Source organism: Longimicrobium sp. (assembly GCF_036388275.1).
Lineage (GTDB): Bacteria > Gemmatimonadota > Gemmatimonadetes > Longimicrobiales > Longimicrobiaceae > Longimicrobium.
Genome location: NZ_DASVSF010000059.1, coordinates 88,613 through 106,037 on the forward strand (window position 1 = coordinate 88,613; position 17,425 = coordinate 106,037).

The window sequence follows — 17,425 nt, forward strand, 5'->3', positions numbered from 1 at the left end:
GAGGCTCAGGTTTCCGTGCCGCTGCCGCGCCCAAGCGGGGACGTTGCCTCAGCCAGATCCCACGGCCCTGCGAAGCATGTACTGCGGGCCGGTCCAGTGCGTTCGGGCCCCTGGATGACAGATTTGTCTTTGCGATGCAAGAGCGCGCAATTCCTGCGCAGCTCGTTCGCGACAGCGGAGTGAAACCAGTTCGGGCGCGCCCCGTTGGAGAGGCCACAGGACAGCAGGCCAGTCCACGAAGGTGGACTTCGTGTGGTCGTTGCCGCGAATTCATTCGCCCGAGGAGGCCGAGGCTCAGGTTTCCGTGCCGCTGCCGCGCCCAAGCGGAGAGGCATCCGCAGCCAGATCCCACGGCCCTGCCCGGTATGTACTACGGTCCGGCCCGGTGCGCCCGGGCCTCTGGATGACAGATTGGCTTCGCGATGCGAGAGCGTGCGATTCCTGAGTCAGAGCACGGTGCCCCGGCCCGGCCATGAACATCCTGTTCCGCGCGCTGATTCGCGCACTATCTTGATCTCGCGCAGGTCCAGCGTCCCACCCTCCCGTCCTCCCCACAAATGCGCCGGCTCTCCACCCTTCTGGTCGTGCTCGCCGGGCTTACCGGCGTGTTCGTGCTCCGCGCCGAGTCTTCGTGGCAGACCGGCCCGGTGCTGGGCGTGCTGCGGACGGCGCCGGACTCCGCCGCCCAGCCCGGCGACGTGGTCACCGTCACCTTCGACCGGCCCGTGGCGGGTGGCCTGGAGGAGATGGTCAGCGCCGAATCGCTCTTCCGCATCGAGCCGGCCGTTCCAGGAAAGGCCGAGTGGCGCGACCCCGTGACGCTGCGCTTCACTCCGGCCGCGCCGCTTCGCCCCGGCACCACGTACACCGTCACCATCGCGAACGACTTCGCGGCGATGGACGGCGCGCGCCTGCCGCGCCCCCACCGCTTCTCCTTTCGCGTGCGTGGACCGACGGTCCTCACCGGCTACCCCGTGGGCCCGCACGCCGCGCCGCAGTTCCTGGAGCGGGAGCCGCGCTTCTTCGTGCTGGTGAGCAGCGCCGTGGAGCCCGGCGCGCTGGCCGCCGCCAGCCACGTGGCGATGGAAAAGCCCTGCGGCGGCGTGTCGCGCGTGGCCCTGCGCGGCGTGGGCGCGCGGCCCATCGGCGAAGACGACCCGGAGTGGCTGCGGTACTTCGGCGCCACGGGGAACGACGCGGCCGACGACCTGCGGCGCGTGGTGGAGTTGGCCCCCGCGCAGCCGCTCCCGCCCGGGTGCTCGGCCGCGCTGGTGCTTCCCGCGGGGACGGACGAGGACGCGGGCGACGACCTGCGCTGGCCCTTCGCCACGTACGGCCCCCTGCGCGTGGTGAAGGGCGGCTGCCCCGCCAGCGGCGGATGCCACTACGGCCCGGCGGTCATCGAGTTCTCCACCCCTGTAAGCGGCGCCGAGGTGCTGCGCCACGTGCACTTGGACCGCGACCGGCCGTTCACCGTCCGCGACACCAGCGTCGAGCGGGCGGTCTGGACGCTGGAAGGGCGGCTGGCGCCCCGCCGCGCCTACACCATCACGATAGATCCCGAGCTGACCGACATCTTCGGCCAGCGGCTGGGCGCCGCGCGCCGGATCGCGTTCACCACCCCCGGCGTTCCGCCCTCCGTCGTGCATCCCCACGGCAAGCTGGTCGTGGAGCGCGAGGGCTTCCGCACGCTGGCGGTGCAGCACGTGAACGTCGATACGCTGGACGTGCGCATCGTCCCCGTTCCCGACACGCTGGAGGGACGGCTGCTGAGCAACGGGTGGGGCGGATGGAACGACGTGTGGACGACGCTGGCCCCGCGCGCGCAGCGGCGCCGCATTCCCGTGCGCAACGAGCGCGACCGCAGTTCCGTCACCGGCGTGGCCCTGGCCACGCCCGATGCGCGGCGGGGCGCCAGCGGCACCATGATGCTGGTGGAGGTGAGCGGCAGGGGCGTCGACAGCCTGGACGGCCGCCATCCCGTGGCGCTGGTGCAGGTGACGGACCTGGCGGTGCACGCCCGCGTGGGGGTGGACCAGGCCGTCGTCTGGGTGACGGGGGTGAAGGGCGGCGAGGCGCGGGGCGGGGTGGAGGTTTCGCTTCACGACGGGTCCGGCGCAGTACGCGCCACCGGCCGCACGGACGAGCGGGGGATCGCCACGCTCACCGGCTTCCGCCCCCTGCCGCCGCGGCGAAACGAGACCTGCGCGGAGGGCGCGGAGTGTCCGTCTGCGCCGCCGGTGGAGGGGTACGTGGCCGCGCGCAGCGGGGCGGACCGCGCGGTGGTGGGCATCAGCGAGTACGATCCGGACCTGTCACCCTATCAGTTCGGCCAGTACGGCGCCTGGGGCGAGGAGCGCGCGCCTGCCGCCGGCGCCGTCTTCACCGAGCGCGGCATCTACCGCCCTGGCGAACCCGTCTACGCAAAGGCCATCATCCGCCACGGTCCGCTGGGCTCGCTGGCGCCGCCCGCCCCCGGCGACTCGATTCGCTGGCGCTTTACGGACCGCCAAGGCGAGCCCCTGCGCGAACGGACCGTCCCCCTCAGCCGCTTCGGCACGGCGGACCACACCTTCCGCCTCCCCGCCGACGCGGCCCTGGGCGACTACGGCGTGCAGATCCTGCTGCACCGAGATCGCGAGTGGCGGCAGGTGGGCTTCGCCAGCTACCAGGTGGCCGAGTACCGCCCGCCGGAGTTCCTGGTGGAAGTCGCCACGACCCCCGAGCCGCGCTTCGCCGGGCAGCGCCTGCGGGCCACCGTGGGCGGACGCTACCTGTTCGGCGCGCCGATGGGGCGGGCGCCGGTGCGCTGGTCGGCCCGGCAGGTGCCCGCGTCGCCGTGGGAGCTGGAGATTCCCGGCACCGAGGGGTGGTACCTGGGCGACACGGGCGAGTGGTGGGACGAGGAGTGGGAAGACGCCGTGGTGCTGGCCAGCGGCGTCGATACGCTGGATGCGCGGGGATACCGCGAGCTGGACGTGGCGCTCCCGGCCCTGCCGAAGGGCCGCCCCGTGCGCGTGAGCGTCGTCGCCGAGGTGGCGGACGCCAACCGGCAGGTTGTCGCGGGCGTCGCCTCCGTCCTCGTCCATCCCGCGGAGTTCTACGTGGGCGCCCGGCCCGAGGGCACCGGCTACTTCTGGTCCGCCGGCACCCCCGTGCGCGTGGGCGTCACGGCCATCCGTCCGGACGGGCGCACCGTCGCCGGTGTGGCGGTCACAGGCGCGGTGGTGCGCCGCGAGTGGCACCGCGTGCGCCGCAACCGGGGCGGGATGTACGACGAGGTGGGCGAGTGGGTGTCGGACACGGTGGCCACGTGCGTCGTGAGGACCCCCGGTACCTGCGCCTTCACCCCCCGCGCGGGCGGCACCTACACCGTCTCGCTGACCGCGACGGACGCGCAGGGGCGGCAGGCGCGGACCACCTTCACCCGCTGGGCCGTGGGCGGCGACTGGGTGCCGTGGAACGACGAGGGCAAGTTCTCGATGGACGTGGTCCCCGACAAGCAGCGCTACTCGGTGGGCGACACGGCCACGGTGCTCATCGCCTCGCCCTTCACCGAGGCGGAGGCGTGGGTGACTGTGGAGCGCGAGCGGGTGCTGGAGCAGCGTCGCATCCGCATCACCTCCGGCACGCACACACTCAAGATTCCCATCACCGAGGGGTTCGCGCCCAACGCCTTCGTCTCGGTGATCGTGGTGCGCGGGCGCAGCGCGCCGCCGGGCACCGTGGACGATCCCGGCCGGCCGACGCTGCGCGTGGGCTACGCCGAGCTGCGGGTGACGCCCGAGGTCAAGCGGCTGGCGGTGGAGGTGACGCCGCTGCAGCCCGAGTACCGCCCCGGCGACAGCGCCCGCATCCGCGTTCGCGTGCGCGATGGCGCCGGGCGCGGACAGGTGAGCGAGGTGACGCTGTGGGCGGTGGACGAGGGCGTGCTTTCGCTTACCGGCTACAAGACGCCGGACCCGCTGGAGCTGCTCTACCAGCCGCGCGGCGTGGGAATGCGGCTGGGGAGCAACCTGGTGGCCGTAGCGCCGCAGGTGCCCGAGGGGCAGAAGGGCACGCGGAATCCCGGCGGCTCCGGCGGGCAGGACCTTACGGGCATCCTCCGCTCGCGCTTCCGTCCTACCGCGTTCTTCGTGGGATCGGTGGTGACGGACGCCAATGGCGAGGCCGTGGTCACGGGCGGGCTGCCGGACAACATCACCACCTTCCGGGTGATGGCCGTCGCGGTGACCGCGGGCGACCGCTACGGCTCCGGGCAGTCGCCGCTGCTGGCGACGCGCCCGCTGATCGCCCGGCCCGCGCTCCCGCGCTTCCTGCGCGAGGGCGACGAGTTCACGGCGGGCGTGGTGGTCAACCATCGCTTCGGCCGGTCCGTGAACGCGCGGGTGACCGTGCAAGCAACCGGCGTGACGATGTCCGGCGTGGCCCAGCGCGACGTGACGCTGGTGGCCGGGCGCGGCGCGGAGGCGCGCTTCGGGTTCCAGGCGCCCGTGCTGGGGGACAGCGCCACCTTCCGCTTCGGGGTGACCGGGGGCGGCGAGGCCGATGCGGTGCAGGTGCGCATTCCCATCCACCCCGCCAACCGCCCCGTCGTGCAGACGTCGTCCGGGGTGCTGCGTGACACGGCGACCGTGGAGTTCATCCTGGCCCCCGAGGCCGATCCCGCCCGCTCGCGGGTGGAGCTGGGCTTCGGCACGTCGCCGCTGTCGCTGGTGCGGGCGTACGGGCGGCGGCTGGATTTGTATCCGTACGAATGCACCGAGCAGCTTTCCAGCGGCGTGCTTCCGCTGATCGGCCTCTACCGCGCCCGCGCCGACCTGGGCGAGGGCGCCGTGCCGGCGGACGCGCACCAGCGGATCGCCGCGGTCGTGGCGATTCTCGGGCGCAGGCAGCGGGCGGACGGCGGCATCGGATTGTGGGATGCGCGCGGATGGACGTCGCCCTGGCTGACGGCGTACGCGGGGCGGGTGATGCTGGAGGCGCGCGGGGCGGGCGTGGAGGTGAGCGACACCGTGCTCGCGCGGATGGGCCGCTACCTGGAGGCCAGCCTTCGCGAGCCGGAGGTGATTCGCGCCGTGCTGGACCCCACGCAGCAGCGGCTCGAGGCGGTCCTTAGCGAGCGGCTGGCCGCGGCGGACTTCCTCAGCCGCCTGGGCCAGCCCAACGTTCCGGCGGAGAACCAGCTGCTGGGCCAGGCCGCGCGCCTGTCGTGGGAAGACCGCCTGTCGCTGGCGGAGATGCTGATGCGGCGCGGCGCCACGGTGCCCGCGCGGCAGCTGGTGACGGCGGCATGGGACGGCGTGCAGATCCGGGGCACGCGCGCCGTGCTGCCGGCCAGCGCCTTCCGCCGCGACTTCTACTTCGCGAGCCGCGTGCGCCCCGCCGCGCGGCTGCTGACGGCCACGCTGGCCGTGCAGCCGGAGCACCCGGGCATTGGCGCGCTGGTGGAGACGCTGGTGCAGGAGGGACGCGCCGACGCGCGCGAGCCCTGGAACACGCAGGACTACGGCGCCGCGGTCCTGGCGCTGCTCCGCTTCCAGGAAACGCAGCGCGGCGCGACGGAGCGCAGCGTCCGCCTGCGCGTGGGCGAGCGGACGCGCGTCGAAACGCGCGCGCGCCACGGCGAGCGCGGCGACACCGTGCCCGATCTCGCCGGGCTGCTGACGACCCTGCCGGACGGGCGTCGGGCGCTGCGCCTGTCGCTGGACGCGCCCAGCGGCGGCCCGCCCGTCTATTACCACGTCTCCGTGCGCGAGGTGGTGTCGCGGCCCACGGCGACGCCGCTGGACCGGGGGATCGCCGTGGAGCGCTGGTACGAGACGCTCGACACCCGCCGCCCCATCACCAGCGTGGTGGAGGGCCAGGTGGTGCGCGTGCGGCTGCGGCTGACCGTTCCCGACGACCGGCAGATGGTGATCCTGGACGATCCGCTCCCCGCGGGACTGGAGGCGGTGGACCTTAGCCTGCGCACCGTCAGCCCGTTCGCGATCGACGCCTTCGCCGAGGGCGGCGAGGGGGAGGACGAGGGCCTCGTCTCGGCGTGGTCTTACGGCAGCTGGGATGCGGGGCTGTGGTCGGCGTTCGACCACCGGGAGATCCGCGACGACCGCGTGCTCTTCTTTGCCCGCCGGCTGTGGAAGGGGTCGTACACGGCGACGTACCTGGCGCGCGCCACCACGGCCGGACGCTTCACCATGGCCCCGGCGCACGCGGAAGAGATGTACAACCCCGGCGTGCACGGCCGCAGCGGCGGCGGCGCCTTCATCATCACCCCCGCCGTGCCGTGACGAGGCGCGCGCGGTGGATGGCGGGTGCCGTGGCGGCGCTGGCGGCGGTGCTGGGGACGGCGGGATGGATCGCGCGTCCGCTGCCGGCGGAGTTCGCGCGCCCGGCGCCGGTGCCCGCGCTGGCCATCCAGGACCGCGGCGGCATGCTGCTGCGGGCCACCCGCTCGCCGGACGGGAGCCGCGGGGGATGGACGGGCATGGACGAGGTGGACCCCCGGCTGGTGCAGGCGTTCCTGGCGGCGGAGGACCACCGCTTCTTCGCGCACCCCGGGGTGGATGCGCGCGCCGTCGGCCGCGCGATGCGCGACAACCTGCGCGGGCGGCGGCGCGCGGGCGCGTCGACGCTCACCATGCAGACCGTGCGGCTGCTTCGTCCACTCCCCCGCAGTTGGGGCGGCAAGGCACGGCAGGCGGTGTGGGCGCTGCGGCTGGACGCGCACCTGGAAAAGCGCGCCATCCTGGAGCAGTACCTCAACCGCGTTCCCCTGGGCCAGGCGGCCGTAGGCGTTTCCGCGGCATCGTCGCTGTACTTCGGCGCCTCGGCGCGCGAGCTGAGCCTGGGGCAGGCGGCGCTGCTGGCCGGCATCGCCCGCGCCCCCTCGCGCGACAACCCGCTGGTTTCACCCGAGCGGGCGCGGGCGCGGCGCAACGTGGTGCTGCAGCGGATGCGGACGCTGGGCTACGCCACGGCGGACGAGGTGGCCCGCGCGCGCGAGGAGCCCGTGCTCCCCGTGGGGCGGGCCGCGCCGTTCCTGGCGCCGCACTTCACCACCCGCGTGCTGCAGATGGCGGAAGCGGAGGGCCGGCCGCTGGACGGCGCCTGGCGCACGTCGCTCGACGCGGAGCTGCAGGCGCTGCTGGAGGCGGAGGTGCGCCACACCGTCCGCGCGCTGGCGGACCGGGGGGCGCGGCAGGCGGCGGCGGTGGTGCTGGACAACGAGACCGGCGAGGTGCTGGCCTGGGTGGGCTCGCCCGATTTCTGGGAGGCCAGCGCGGGGCAGGTGGACATGGTGGTCTCGCCGCGCCAGCCCGGTTCGGCGCTCAAGCCGTTCCTGTACGCCCTGGCCTTCGACCGGGGGCACACGGCGGCGACCGTGCTGCCGGACGTGCCGCGCAGCTTTTCGACGAGCCTGGGGCCGTACAAGCCGCAGAACTACGACCGCCGCTTTCGCGGGCCGGTGCGCATGCGCGAGGCGCTGGCCAGCTCGTACAACGTGCCCGCGGTGGAGCTGGCGGCCCGGCTGGGGGTGGACCCCGTGCTGCGGACGCTCCATCGCGCCGGCTTCGCGTCGCTTTCCCGCAGCGCCTCGCACTACGGGCTGGGATTGGCGCTGGGGAACGGCGACGTGACGCTGCTGGAGCTGGCCAACGGCTACCGCGCCTTCGCGCGTGGCGGCGAGTGGACGCCCTGGCGGTGGCGCCCCGCCGCCCCGGGCGAGCCGGGGACCGTCCGTGAGCGGGTGGTGTCGGCGCGGGCGGCGGCGCTGGTGCTGGACGTGCTTTCCGACGCGGAGGCGCGCACGCCGGGCTTCGGCGTGGAGACGCCCTTCGACTTTCCCTTTCCCGCGGCGGCCAAGACGGGCACCAGCCGGCACTTTACCGACAACTGGGCCGTTGGCGTCACGCAGGGGTTCACGGTGGCGGTGTGGGTGGGCAACTTCAGCGGCCGGCCGATGGAAGGCGTCAGCGGCGTCACCGGCGCGGGGCCGCTGCTGTACCGCGCCGTCCTGGCGACGGCCAGCCGTTACGCGCCGGGCGCGCTTCCCACGCCGGAAGAGGCGGGGCTGGTCCCGGTGCGCGTCTGCCGCCTTTCGGGGCTGCGCGCCACCCCCGGCTGCGTATCCAAGGTGGAGTGGTTCATCCCCGGCACCGGGCCCGCGCGCGCCGACGACTGGGAGCGGGGCGGCCGCGTGGCCCTTCCCGCCGAGTACGCCGAATGGGCCGCGGGCCAGCGCGGGCGGTTGGGCGTGATGGCGTCGCTGGGGGGCGACGAGCCGTTCCGCATCCTGGCCCCGCGCGACGGGGACCGCTACGAGGTGCCCGTGGGCGTGGATGCGCGCTACGCCACGGTCGCGCTGCACGCGGCGGGCGGCCCAGGGCCCGTGCGCTGGTTCGTGGACGGCCGCGAGCTTCCGCGCGAGCGCTGGCGCCTGGAGCCGGGCCCGCACACCATCCGCGCCATCGCCCCCTCCGGCGACTGGGACGAGGTGCGCGTGGTGGTGGAGGGACGGTAGGGAGATGGCCGAACGCGTGACTACGAACTGCCGGAGCATGCAATGCGCAGCGGTATTCGCGGAAACTGGGTGTTCGCGTTCGGCCAGGCGTGCCCGGGCAAGAAGGGCGTCAGCGCCAAGCAGAGCGAGCTGCAGTGCGGCATCTCCCACAAGTACGCGCTATCGTCCTGCACCGCGTCTGCTGGCCCATGGTCGAGACGCGCGGCAAGCCGCTGACGGGTTCTTTGCCTCTCTTGAGCGCTCCGTATCGGGTATCCATCACCGAATGAGGCCGCCAGCACCTGCACCGCTACGTGACGTACATGAAGTTCCGGCACAACACGCGGCAGACCACTGACGTGAGCGTGTGCGGCAGGCGATTCAGATGGCCGACGGCGAACGCCTCACGTGGAGGCGGCTTCGTGGAACAGAGCATCTGACCCCCGATCCAACCTGCCTAAGCGGCTCAGCACGACTCCCGCTGCAACATAAGTTAATGTCGATGGTACTGTGGTTAATCGCGCGACCCTTGCGCTTGTCCCCCCAAGCGCTCAATAGTACACTGCCCCAACGTTCGGCGTGCGGATTGCTAGAGAAACGGGGACGGATGAACGCTGTTGTGACGTTTACAGGGACTGCTGTGGCGAATCTGAACGCAACAAAGCAGCTGGCGCGAGCGACTCGGTGCAGCTTAATCCGCGTCGATCTTGTCGTACCTAATGACGTGTTCGACATTGGACCACTAGCGAGGGCCATCCCAACGGAGGGCGATTGGGACGTGTCTACTGAAGCTTTATCGGGACCCCTGCGTATGGGTGGTCGTGGCCACGACGAGTTTCGCATCTCGGGCACGAGCGCGCTTCATGGTGAGGGGGGCGAGCCGCACTATCATTTCTCGGTGTACGGGTCACTTGCGAAGAAGCCGTTCAAGGCCGCGAAGTCTATCCCGACGGTCCGAGCTTTCTTTGGGGCCATTGCGGAGGGGATTCACGGAGATTCGAAGCCTCTGGTCACAGTTGTAGGGCAGCACCGCTACCCGCGTGAGTGGTGGACTGGGGATACCTTGCCGGTTCCACTTCCCGCAAGGGATGGAAAAAAAGACTATGGCGCACAACTCTCGGGTGTCGAAATCACCTACGAAGGCGATGCGGGGACTGAGAGACTTATGGTCTCCGCCTTAAGCGATGACATGTTCGGTGTGGCAACAGTGTTTCAGTATACCCGAGTAGATGCCGATCTGTTCGGCTCAGCGATCCAGCGTTCAGCCGACTTGGCGACCCGGATGTTCGTCGAACCTTCCGACACCAGCGAGTAGCGTCAATGTCACGGTTTCGTGAGATGTTTGGCCTTCCGAACCTCGGGGCGGGGCACCATACCGCACCCGACCTTGAGTCGTGCTTTCCGGCGACGCTTGCACCGCCACACTTTGACGTTGGTAAGGCAAAGGCATGGTCCCCTACTCCGCGACGACTAATTGAAGGCGAGGCTTGGGGTGGTGAGTACGTCGTGGGGTGGGACATTGGAACAGAGACCCGCGCCCGCAGAGTGGTATTGCGACCTGCCACTGAAACCGATCCTGTCGCGGCGGGAATACGCGTTGTAGATCCCGACCTTGCACGGTGGCGGAAGTACTTCGCTGCGCGGCTTTCTGCGGAAATGGACTCCGCAATTGCATCGGTCCGTCGCGAATACGACGAGCGGCTATCGCGCTTGGAGGCCGTGCTAAATGAGCGGCAAGCCATCGCTGTGCGTGCCGATGCACTTCTTTCAAAGGTTATCGCTGAACTCAGGGCCGATACCGGCGATGAGGACGATGACATCTCGGAGGATGAAGAATCCAGGCTTTGGGGTCTGGTCGACTTTTCCATAGATGATGAAGACGAGGAATGATCTGTGGCCGTAGAGTTGTTCGGGAGCGCGGTAACGAGGCCAGACGTCATTTTCTGCGACACTAGCTTCATCCTTGACGTTCTCACTGATGAAGTTTCGCAGATCACCTCTCTCTGCGGAACAAATGCAACGAAGCTGAACAGGGCTGCTGCATCGGCGGCATTTTTACATGCGTACCGAGGATACGGAGTCCAATTTATATCCTCGCCCTTCGCGTTCTCTGAAGTAGGGCACGTAATCACAAAGAACGTTCACAAGAGCCACGGCCACAAGTCGTGGCGCGCCTTCTGGAATGCGGACAGCCCTACCTGCGAACAAGTCTACAAAGACACGATGCGCCTTGTTCGCCGGGCGTGGCGCCGGATTTCCGGTTACGATATTTGGTTTACCCTTCCGGCCGCTGGTACGACCACAGCCTTTGGGATCCGGGCGGAAGATAGCATCGTTGAAGCCGCGCGATTGCTCAAGAACCGATACATGTTCCTCGATTGGGCGGATGCGTTCCATATCGCGTCCGGACTGGCCTCTGGAACACAGTGGTACGCGACAACGGACCAAGGCTGGAAGAGCGTTGCGCAGATCAACGTCTTCTGCGACTCTTGACCGAGTAGAGCGCCCCCGCGCCCCTGCCGAAACCAATGGCACGGAAAGAGCGCGAACGTCGACGTCCCGGCTCACCAGAACTAACGGTGAAGCTCGACCTGACGTTTGAGGACCTCTGAGCGGGAGCGCGAGCGCGAGACGATCACAGGCAGCTACGTAGGGGCCGTGTGCGTTCTCGCTGAAGAAGCGCGCCGAAACTGCCGCCTGAGTTGGTGCAGTTTACGCCAGCGACTCCCCGGGTGGGGGACGGGCGCATTGAGGGGCGGCGAGTAGCCGCCCCTCTGCTATTGTAGCAAGTCCGGTACAGCGCGTCCGGTAGCGTTGTACGCCTCGCGCGAGCTCCAGGCTCAACGGCCGCCAGCAGGCGCTCGAGGGCGTCTACGTCGAAGCCCTGCCTGACCGGCGCATTCTTCCGGAGAACGGTGTGAAGGTGCGGATCGGGCTCACTGAGCCCGATCTGGGCGGCGGCGGGTCGCTCATCGTACCTCCACGGCGTACTCGCATGCCGGCTGACGCGAGCGTTGCGGGTACGCACGAGCTAGACCAAGCGCACGTGCTTGCGAGCGTCACACCCGCGAAGTAGGCTGTGCAAAGGACCGCAGAAATGCCCAAAACCCGCACCGTCCCTGATCCCACCTACTGCTCGGAGGCCATCGCATGTCCACCGTTCCCGAAACCGCCGCCGTCATCTCGCCCGAAGCCCTGCTGGAGCACTGGCAGGGGCACCGCCGTCTGACGCGGCGGGTGATCGACGCCTTCCCCGAGGACCAGCTCTTCACCTTTACACTCGGGGGCATGCGGTCCTTCGGTACGATGGCGCTGGAGATGCTCACCATGGCGGCGCCCATGCTCCGCGGCGTCGTGAGCGAGGAGTGGACGACATCCTGGGGCCGGGATGCCATCCCCAAGGCCGAGATACTGCGGGGCTGGGACGAAGCGACGGAGGAGATGAACGCGCTCTGGGCGCAGATTCCGCTGGAACGGTTTCAGGAGACCACCACGGCCTTCGGGATGTACCCCGGCAAGGTGCACGACCTTCTGCTGTACGTGATCGACAACGAGATCCACCACCGCGGGCAGGGATACGTGTACCTGCGCGCCCTGGGCATCGAGCCGCCGCCGTTCTACGAGCGCACCTGATCGACATACGACCATCGCGCGAAGACCCGAACAATCGTGCCTGGTAACTGGCGTGTACGTGGTTATTCACGTACACCTCATGGGAGGACACCCGATGCGCTATACCGTACGTCCAACCACTGCGGGGAACCAGGACGCCCTGGCGTTCCCGAAGGATTTCAGCCGGGAGTATCCCAACTTGTTCCGGGGTCGATACGACGTGCATCCGCTTTCCGCCGACACCTTTCTCCTCACGCCTCAGGTCGAGGCGGAGCCTAAGGCTGACGAAGACGACCCGGTCTTTGGGATATTCCTCGGCTTCTTGGAGCAGCAGATGCAGGCACGGCCGGATCTGATCACGCCCCTGGCCCCGGCAGACATCGCGGGGCTTGATGACCTCCTGAGGGGCGTGCCCAGCGGGGACGAAGTGAACTGGGAGGAGGCATCCCGCCTCTCATGACCAGCGAACCCAATGCTCGCGGGTGCTTCGCTACCCGCTTAGCCCTGCCTCACAGCGGTTCGCTCCCGCACCAGAACGGTGCGGCCGGAATCGCTCCCATCGGCCCATGACGTTCGCTTGGCGATGACGGGGCAGACCGTGCATCCGGATCAGCCGCAACGGCTTGCGCGGATCCGCCACCGGGCCAGTCCAGGCTTGTGCGGGACGCGGATCGCTCCTTGCCGTACGAAGGGGTTCCAGCCCTACACACCCAACGCCCGGAGAATGCCTGATGCGGTCAATTTACACGTCGGCCCTCGTGGCCGGCGCGGCGCTGCTTTTTGCCGCCTGCGCCGACAACCCCGCCTCCGGACGCGATGCGGCGGATCCCGAGATCGCGGTGCCCTCGCAGGCCAGCCTCGACAAGGTGTTCGCCGATGCCGGGGCCGAGTTCAACGTCCCTGCGTCGCTGCTCAAGGCCATCGGCTACCACGCCACCGAGCTGCAGATGATCCGCAGTGAGGAAGAGTTCCCGGGCCAGGGACGCGCGTACGGGGTGATGGCGCTTCGGGGGCCGCAGCTCGCGCGCGGCGCGTCGCTGGCGGGCGTGTCCATCGTAGCCGCGCAGAGCGACGTGCGCGCGAACGTGCGGGCGGCCGCCGCGCTCCTGGGGGCACAGGCCGGCGACCTGAGGATCGAGCGTGACGACGTGAGCGCCTGGGCGCCGGCGGTGGCCCGCTACAGCGGCATCGCCAGCGCCGAGATCCGCGCCATGTACGTGCAGAACGGCGTGTACGGCGTTCTGCGCAACGGCGCCGTGGCGCGCGACGAGAATGGGGCCGTGACGGCCACCATCCCGCAGGAGATGGTGAAGGTAGATGTGCAGGCGGCCGCGGCGGTGGAGTGCGCGCCGGACTTCTGCGTGTCGGGCGCCCTGTGGCGGGCCAACCCCAACTACAACGCCCGTCCCGCCGTGCCCACCAACACGTCGCATCCGTACAAGCAGCAGATGATCATCCTGCACACCTGCGAGGGCGACTACTGGAACGGGTGCCTGCAGACGCTGCTGGACCGCGGGCTGAGCGCGCACTACGTCGTCAGCCGCCCGGTGGACATGGCCGACGGCTCCATCCAGATTTCGCAGCTGGTGCGCGAGTCCAACCGCGCCTGGCACATCGGCGCGTACTACGACGCCACGCGCAACGGCGGAACCCACACCTACTTGAACGGCGTGCAGTCCAACGATTTCACCGTCGGCATCGAGCACGCCGGGTACGCGTCGCAGACCACCTGGAGCGACACGCAGCTCAACTTCTCGGCGCGGCTCAGCTGCGACATCACCAAGGCGTACGCCATCCCGCGCGACCGCTACCACCTGAAGGGCCACGGCGAGCTGCAGAGCGGCAAGAGCGATCCGGGGTCTGCTTTCTGGACCTACGGCGTAGATTACGTCGTCCGGGTGCAGAACTACTGCGCGTAGCCGCCGCGCCGGCCGTCCCGCGGGGGACAGCCGGCATGGACGGCAGGGCCCAGGCGCAGGGACATGGAGAACCCGTCTCCGTGTCCCTGCGCCTCATCCGTGAGGCTCGTTTTCTTTCGCACACCCGCCACTCGCGAAGATGAACCACCGTTTGCGCTTCCGTGCCCCACAAACCGCACTCTGCCTGGCGGCCCTGGTCCTGGCCGCCTGCGGGGGCGAGCCGCGGCGCGCCGATGGAGCTCGCCCGGCGGATACGCTCTCGCTCGCGGAGCGGCGTCGGATCCCGGGGACGATCGCGTACGTGGCCGAGCGGGACGGCAACAAGGAGCTGTACGTGGTGCGCCCATCCGGCGAAGGCGAGCGGCGGCTTACCCGCACCCTGCTGGACAGCTACATCACGACGATCGCCCCCGACGGCTCGGGGGTGCTGGGCATCGAGGTAGAGGAGGCGGGGGGAAACCGGTTCGAGCAGCTCGTCTTTCATCCCGTACCCCGCGGAACGGCGCGCCCCGTGGGCGGGCGGCACCCGTACTCGCGCAGCGCGGCGTGGAGCGCCGACGGGGAGTGGATCGTCTTCGAGTCGGCGCAGGCCAGCTTTCGCGACCTGTATCGCATTCGCCTGGACGGAACGGGGGAGCAGCGCCTGACCGACAACCGCGAGGGCAACTTCGAGCCGGTGATTTCGCCGGACGGCGCGTGGGTGGCGTTCGGCAGCAGCCGCGACCAGAACGCCGAGATCTACCGGATGCGCCTGGACGGCTCGGACGAAACGCGGCTGACCACCGTTCCCAGGCACGACGACTTCTTTCCGCAGTGGTCGCCGGATGGCACTCACCTGGCCTTCGCCAGCACGCGCGACGGCGACGAGCGCATCTTCGTCATGCGCGCCGATGGCGGGGGGCAGCGGCGGCTCACCCGCCCAGACACCATCTCCGACATCGCCGAGCAGCAGCCCGCCTGGTCACCAGACGGGCGGCGCATCGCGTACATCGTTCGGCAGCGCGGGCGGGGATCACGCGTGAGGATCACCGAGGTGGCCACCGGGGCCACGCGCGAGGTTCCAGGCGGAAGTGAGGGGGGCGAGAGCGAGCCGCAGTGGTCGGGGGACGGGCGGTACCTGGCGTTCGCCTCCAGCCGCGACGGCGACCACGAGATCTACCTGGCGCGCGCGGACGGCTCGCACGCCACGCGGCTGACGCGCGCCCCGGCGGACGACTGGCACCCCCGCTGGATCCCCGCGCGAGCGCCCGCGGCCGACAGCATGCGGACGTCCACCCCGTAGCGGTGCTACTTGGATACCAGTTGGTGGGCGCCGTCCCACTCGGCGGGCGGAGGGGCGGCGGCATGGCCATGGCAGCGCTCCAGGTACACCGCCGCGGGCCCATCCTCCGGAAAGCGGTCCACGAGCGCCTGGAATGCGTCCAGTGCCTCGCTGAAGCGGCGCTCGCAGTAGAGCGTGCGGGCGTGCGCGAATCCGTCAAGCAGCGCCGCCGTGTCCGCATCCACGCCGTCCTCCCGCGTGGCGACCAGTTCGTGGACGGACACGAGCCCCTCGCGCCCCACCACCCGCACGCAGTCGATCTCCCGCCCGATGAAGTGCGCCTGCACCTGCGCCCAGGTGAACTCCGAAACGACGATCTCCGTGCCGTAGTCCTTGTTCAGCCCCTCCAGGCGGGACGCCAGGTTCACGTGGTCGCCCATGCAGGTGTAGTCCATCATGAGGTGGCTGCCCAGGTTGCCCACCAGCACCTCCCCGGTGTTGATGCCGGTGCGCGCGTGCAGGGCGGGTAGCCCTCGCCCGCGCCAGTCCGCGCGCAGGCGCCGCAGCTCGTCGCGCATGCGCAGGGCGGCGCGGCAGGCGTGCACGGGGTGGTCGTCCAGCGGCACCGGCACGCCGAACTCCGCCATCAGGCAGTCGCCGATGTACTTGTCGACGATGCCGCCATGACGCACCACGACGTCCGTCATCGCGGTCAGGTACTCGTTCAGCAGCGCCACCAGCTCGGCGGGGGCCAGCCGCTCCGCCACGGCGCTGAAGCCGCGCACGTCGCTGAACAGCACCGTGGCCACGCGCTCCTCGCCGCCCAGCGCCAGCAGCTCCGGCCGGCGGATGAGCTCGCGCACCACGGCGGGGGGCACGTACTGCTGGAACATGCCGCGGATGCGCGCCCGCTCCCGCGCCTCGTCGGCCCACAGCACCGCCGCCGACCCGCCGGACGCCAGCCCCACCGCCAGCAGGGGCGCCACCGTCCACAGCCAGGCGCCCCCCGTGAACAGCAGCCCCGCCGCGACGGGCGCCAGGACCGCCAGCGCGCCCGCCGCGGCCACGCCCCGCCAGCCGCGCAGCCGCGACAGGGCCAGGACGGCCGCCGCGGCCAGGAGCACCGCCCAGGCGTACTGCGCGGGCCGCGGCACGGGGCGAACGTGGCGCCCGGCCAGCAGCGCGGCGGCGGCCTGCGCGTGGATCTCCACCCCCGGCATCCCTACCGCGCCCGCTGCCCCGTCGGCGTCGCGCACGGGGGTTGGATGCAGGTCCTGGTGCTCGGGCACGGTGGTGCCCACCAGGACGATGCGGCCGCGGAACACGCCATCCCGGGCCAGGTCCTCGAACGAGTCCAAATCCCACTCGCCCAGGTCGGTCGCCGCGTCGTCCACCACCGTCGCGTAGGAATAGGTGGAGACCGACCCCGCAGGCCCCGCCCAGTCCACCAGCATCGCCCCGCCCGGGCCCGCGGGAACGGCACGGGCAGCCAGCCGCCATCCGTCCACCGTCTGGCGCAGCGAGTTCGCGGGAAGGCCCAGGAACCGGAGCACCGCCTGCGCCCCCAGCTGGGGGACGGCGCGATCGGGATAGGCGTGGAGCAGCGGGTACTCGCGCACTACGCCGTCCACCGCGTCGGGCTGCACGTCGACGATCCCCATCGCGGCGCCGCGCAGCACCCCGGCGGGCTCCTCCAGCCGGAACCCGCGCGCGCCGCGGCGCAGGACGACATCCGTCTTGGCGCCCAGCACCGCGATCCCGGTCTCGTCGATCGCGGCTCGGAAGGCGGTGTCGGCGCGCGGAAAGGCGTCGGCGAACGTAAGATCGAAGGCCACCACGCGGGCGCCGGCCCGGTGCAGGTTGCGCAGGAGACGCGCGTGCCACTCGCGGCCCCAGGGATACCGTCCCAGCGACGCCTCGGAGTCGGTGTCGATTGCCACGATCACCACGTCCGCGGGGCGGGGCAGGGTGCCGCGCATCGTAAACCAGCTGTCGTACACGCGCCGCTCCAGCGCGCGCCCCACCCGCGCCTCGGCGACGGCCAGCGCCAGGAGCGGCGCCAGCAGCGCGACGGCCGCGAGCAGCAATGTGCGGCGCTGCGGTAGATTCAGCTTCATTCTACAGCCAAGA

General features: G+C 70.5%; 10 protein-coding genes. 9 read left to right on the top strand and 1 reads right to left on the bottom strand.

The window, feature by feature from the left end:
• Positions 1–557 precede the first annotated feature (557 nt).
• The 9 genes from VF632_RS12300 (at position 558) to VF632_RS12340 (ending at position 15,316) form a co-directional block, all read left to right on the top strand.
• A complete protein-coding gene (locus VF632_RS12300) occupies positions 558–6,290 on the top strand; it encodes an MG2 domain-containing protein (RefSeq protein ID WP_331023190.1) in 5,733 nt (1,910 codons plus the stop codon).
• Positions 6,287–8,524 (top strand): penicillin-binding protein 1C, encoded by a 2,238-nt coding sequence (gene pbpC, locus VF632_RS12305; RefSeq protein WP_331023191.1) that lies wholly within the window; start codon positions 6,287–6,289, stop codon positions 8,522–8,524. Before VF632_RS12300 ends, pbpC begins: the two co-directional genes overlap by 4 nt.
• A 619-nt stretch (positions 8,525–9,143) precedes the next feature.
• Entirely contained in the window at positions 9,144–9,818 is a 675-nt protein-coding gene (locus VF632_RS12310) for a hypothetical protein (protein ID WP_331023192.1), read from the top strand.
• 341 nt (positions 9,819–10,159) lie between these two features.
• Positions 10,160–10,393 carry a hypothetical protein gene (locus VF632_RS12315; protein ID WP_331023193.1) on the top strand — a complete coding sequence of 78 codons (234 nt, stop codon included), beginning with the start codon at positions 10,160–10,162 and terminating at the stop codon, positions 10,391–10,393.
• A gap of 3 nt (positions 10,394–10,396) precedes the next feature.
• Complete coding sequence (locus VF632_RS12320; protein WP_331023194.1) at positions 10,397–10,996, top strand: hypothetical protein; 600 nt, start codon at positions 10,397–10,399, stop codon at positions 10,994–10,996.
• 657 nt (positions 10,997–11,653) lie between these two features.
• Complete coding sequence (locus VF632_RS12325; RefSeq protein ID WP_331023195.1) at positions 11,654–12,136, top strand: DinB family protein; 483 nt, start codon at positions 11,654–11,656, stop codon at positions 12,134–12,136.
• Positions 12,137–12,230: 94 nt separating this feature from the next.
• The gene (locus VF632_RS12330) at positions 12,231–12,575 is read left to right on the top strand and encodes a hypothetical protein (protein WP_331023196.1); all 345 of its coding nucleotides are present in this window, start codon (positions 12,231–12,233) and stop codon (positions 12,573–12,575) included.
• Between the two features lie 271 nt (positions 12,576–12,846).
• Positions 12,847–14,034 carry a peptidoglycan recognition family protein gene (locus VF632_RS12335; protein ID WP_331023197.1) on the top strand — a complete coding sequence of 396 codons (1,188 nt, stop codon included), beginning with the start codon at positions 12,847–12,849 and terminating at the stop codon, positions 14,032–14,034.
• Between the two features lie 139 nt (positions 14,035–14,173).
• The gene (locus tag VF632_RS12340) at positions 14,174–15,316 is read left to right on the top strand and encodes a hypothetical protein (RefSeq protein WP_331023198.1); all 1,143 of its coding nucleotides are present in this window, start codon (positions 14,174–14,176) and stop codon (positions 15,314–15,316) included.
• A gap of 5 nt (positions 15,317–15,321) precedes the next feature.
• Here VF632_RS12340 and VF632_RS12345 read toward each other — a convergent pair whose 3' ends face one another.
• Positions 15,322–17,412 (bottom strand): adenylate/guanylate cyclase domain-containing protein, encoded by a 2,091-nt coding sequence (locus VF632_RS12345; protein WP_331023199.1) that lies wholly within the window; start codon positions 17,410–17,412, stop codon positions 15,322–15,324.
• Between the last annotated feature and the right edge of the window lie 13 nt (positions 17,413–17,425).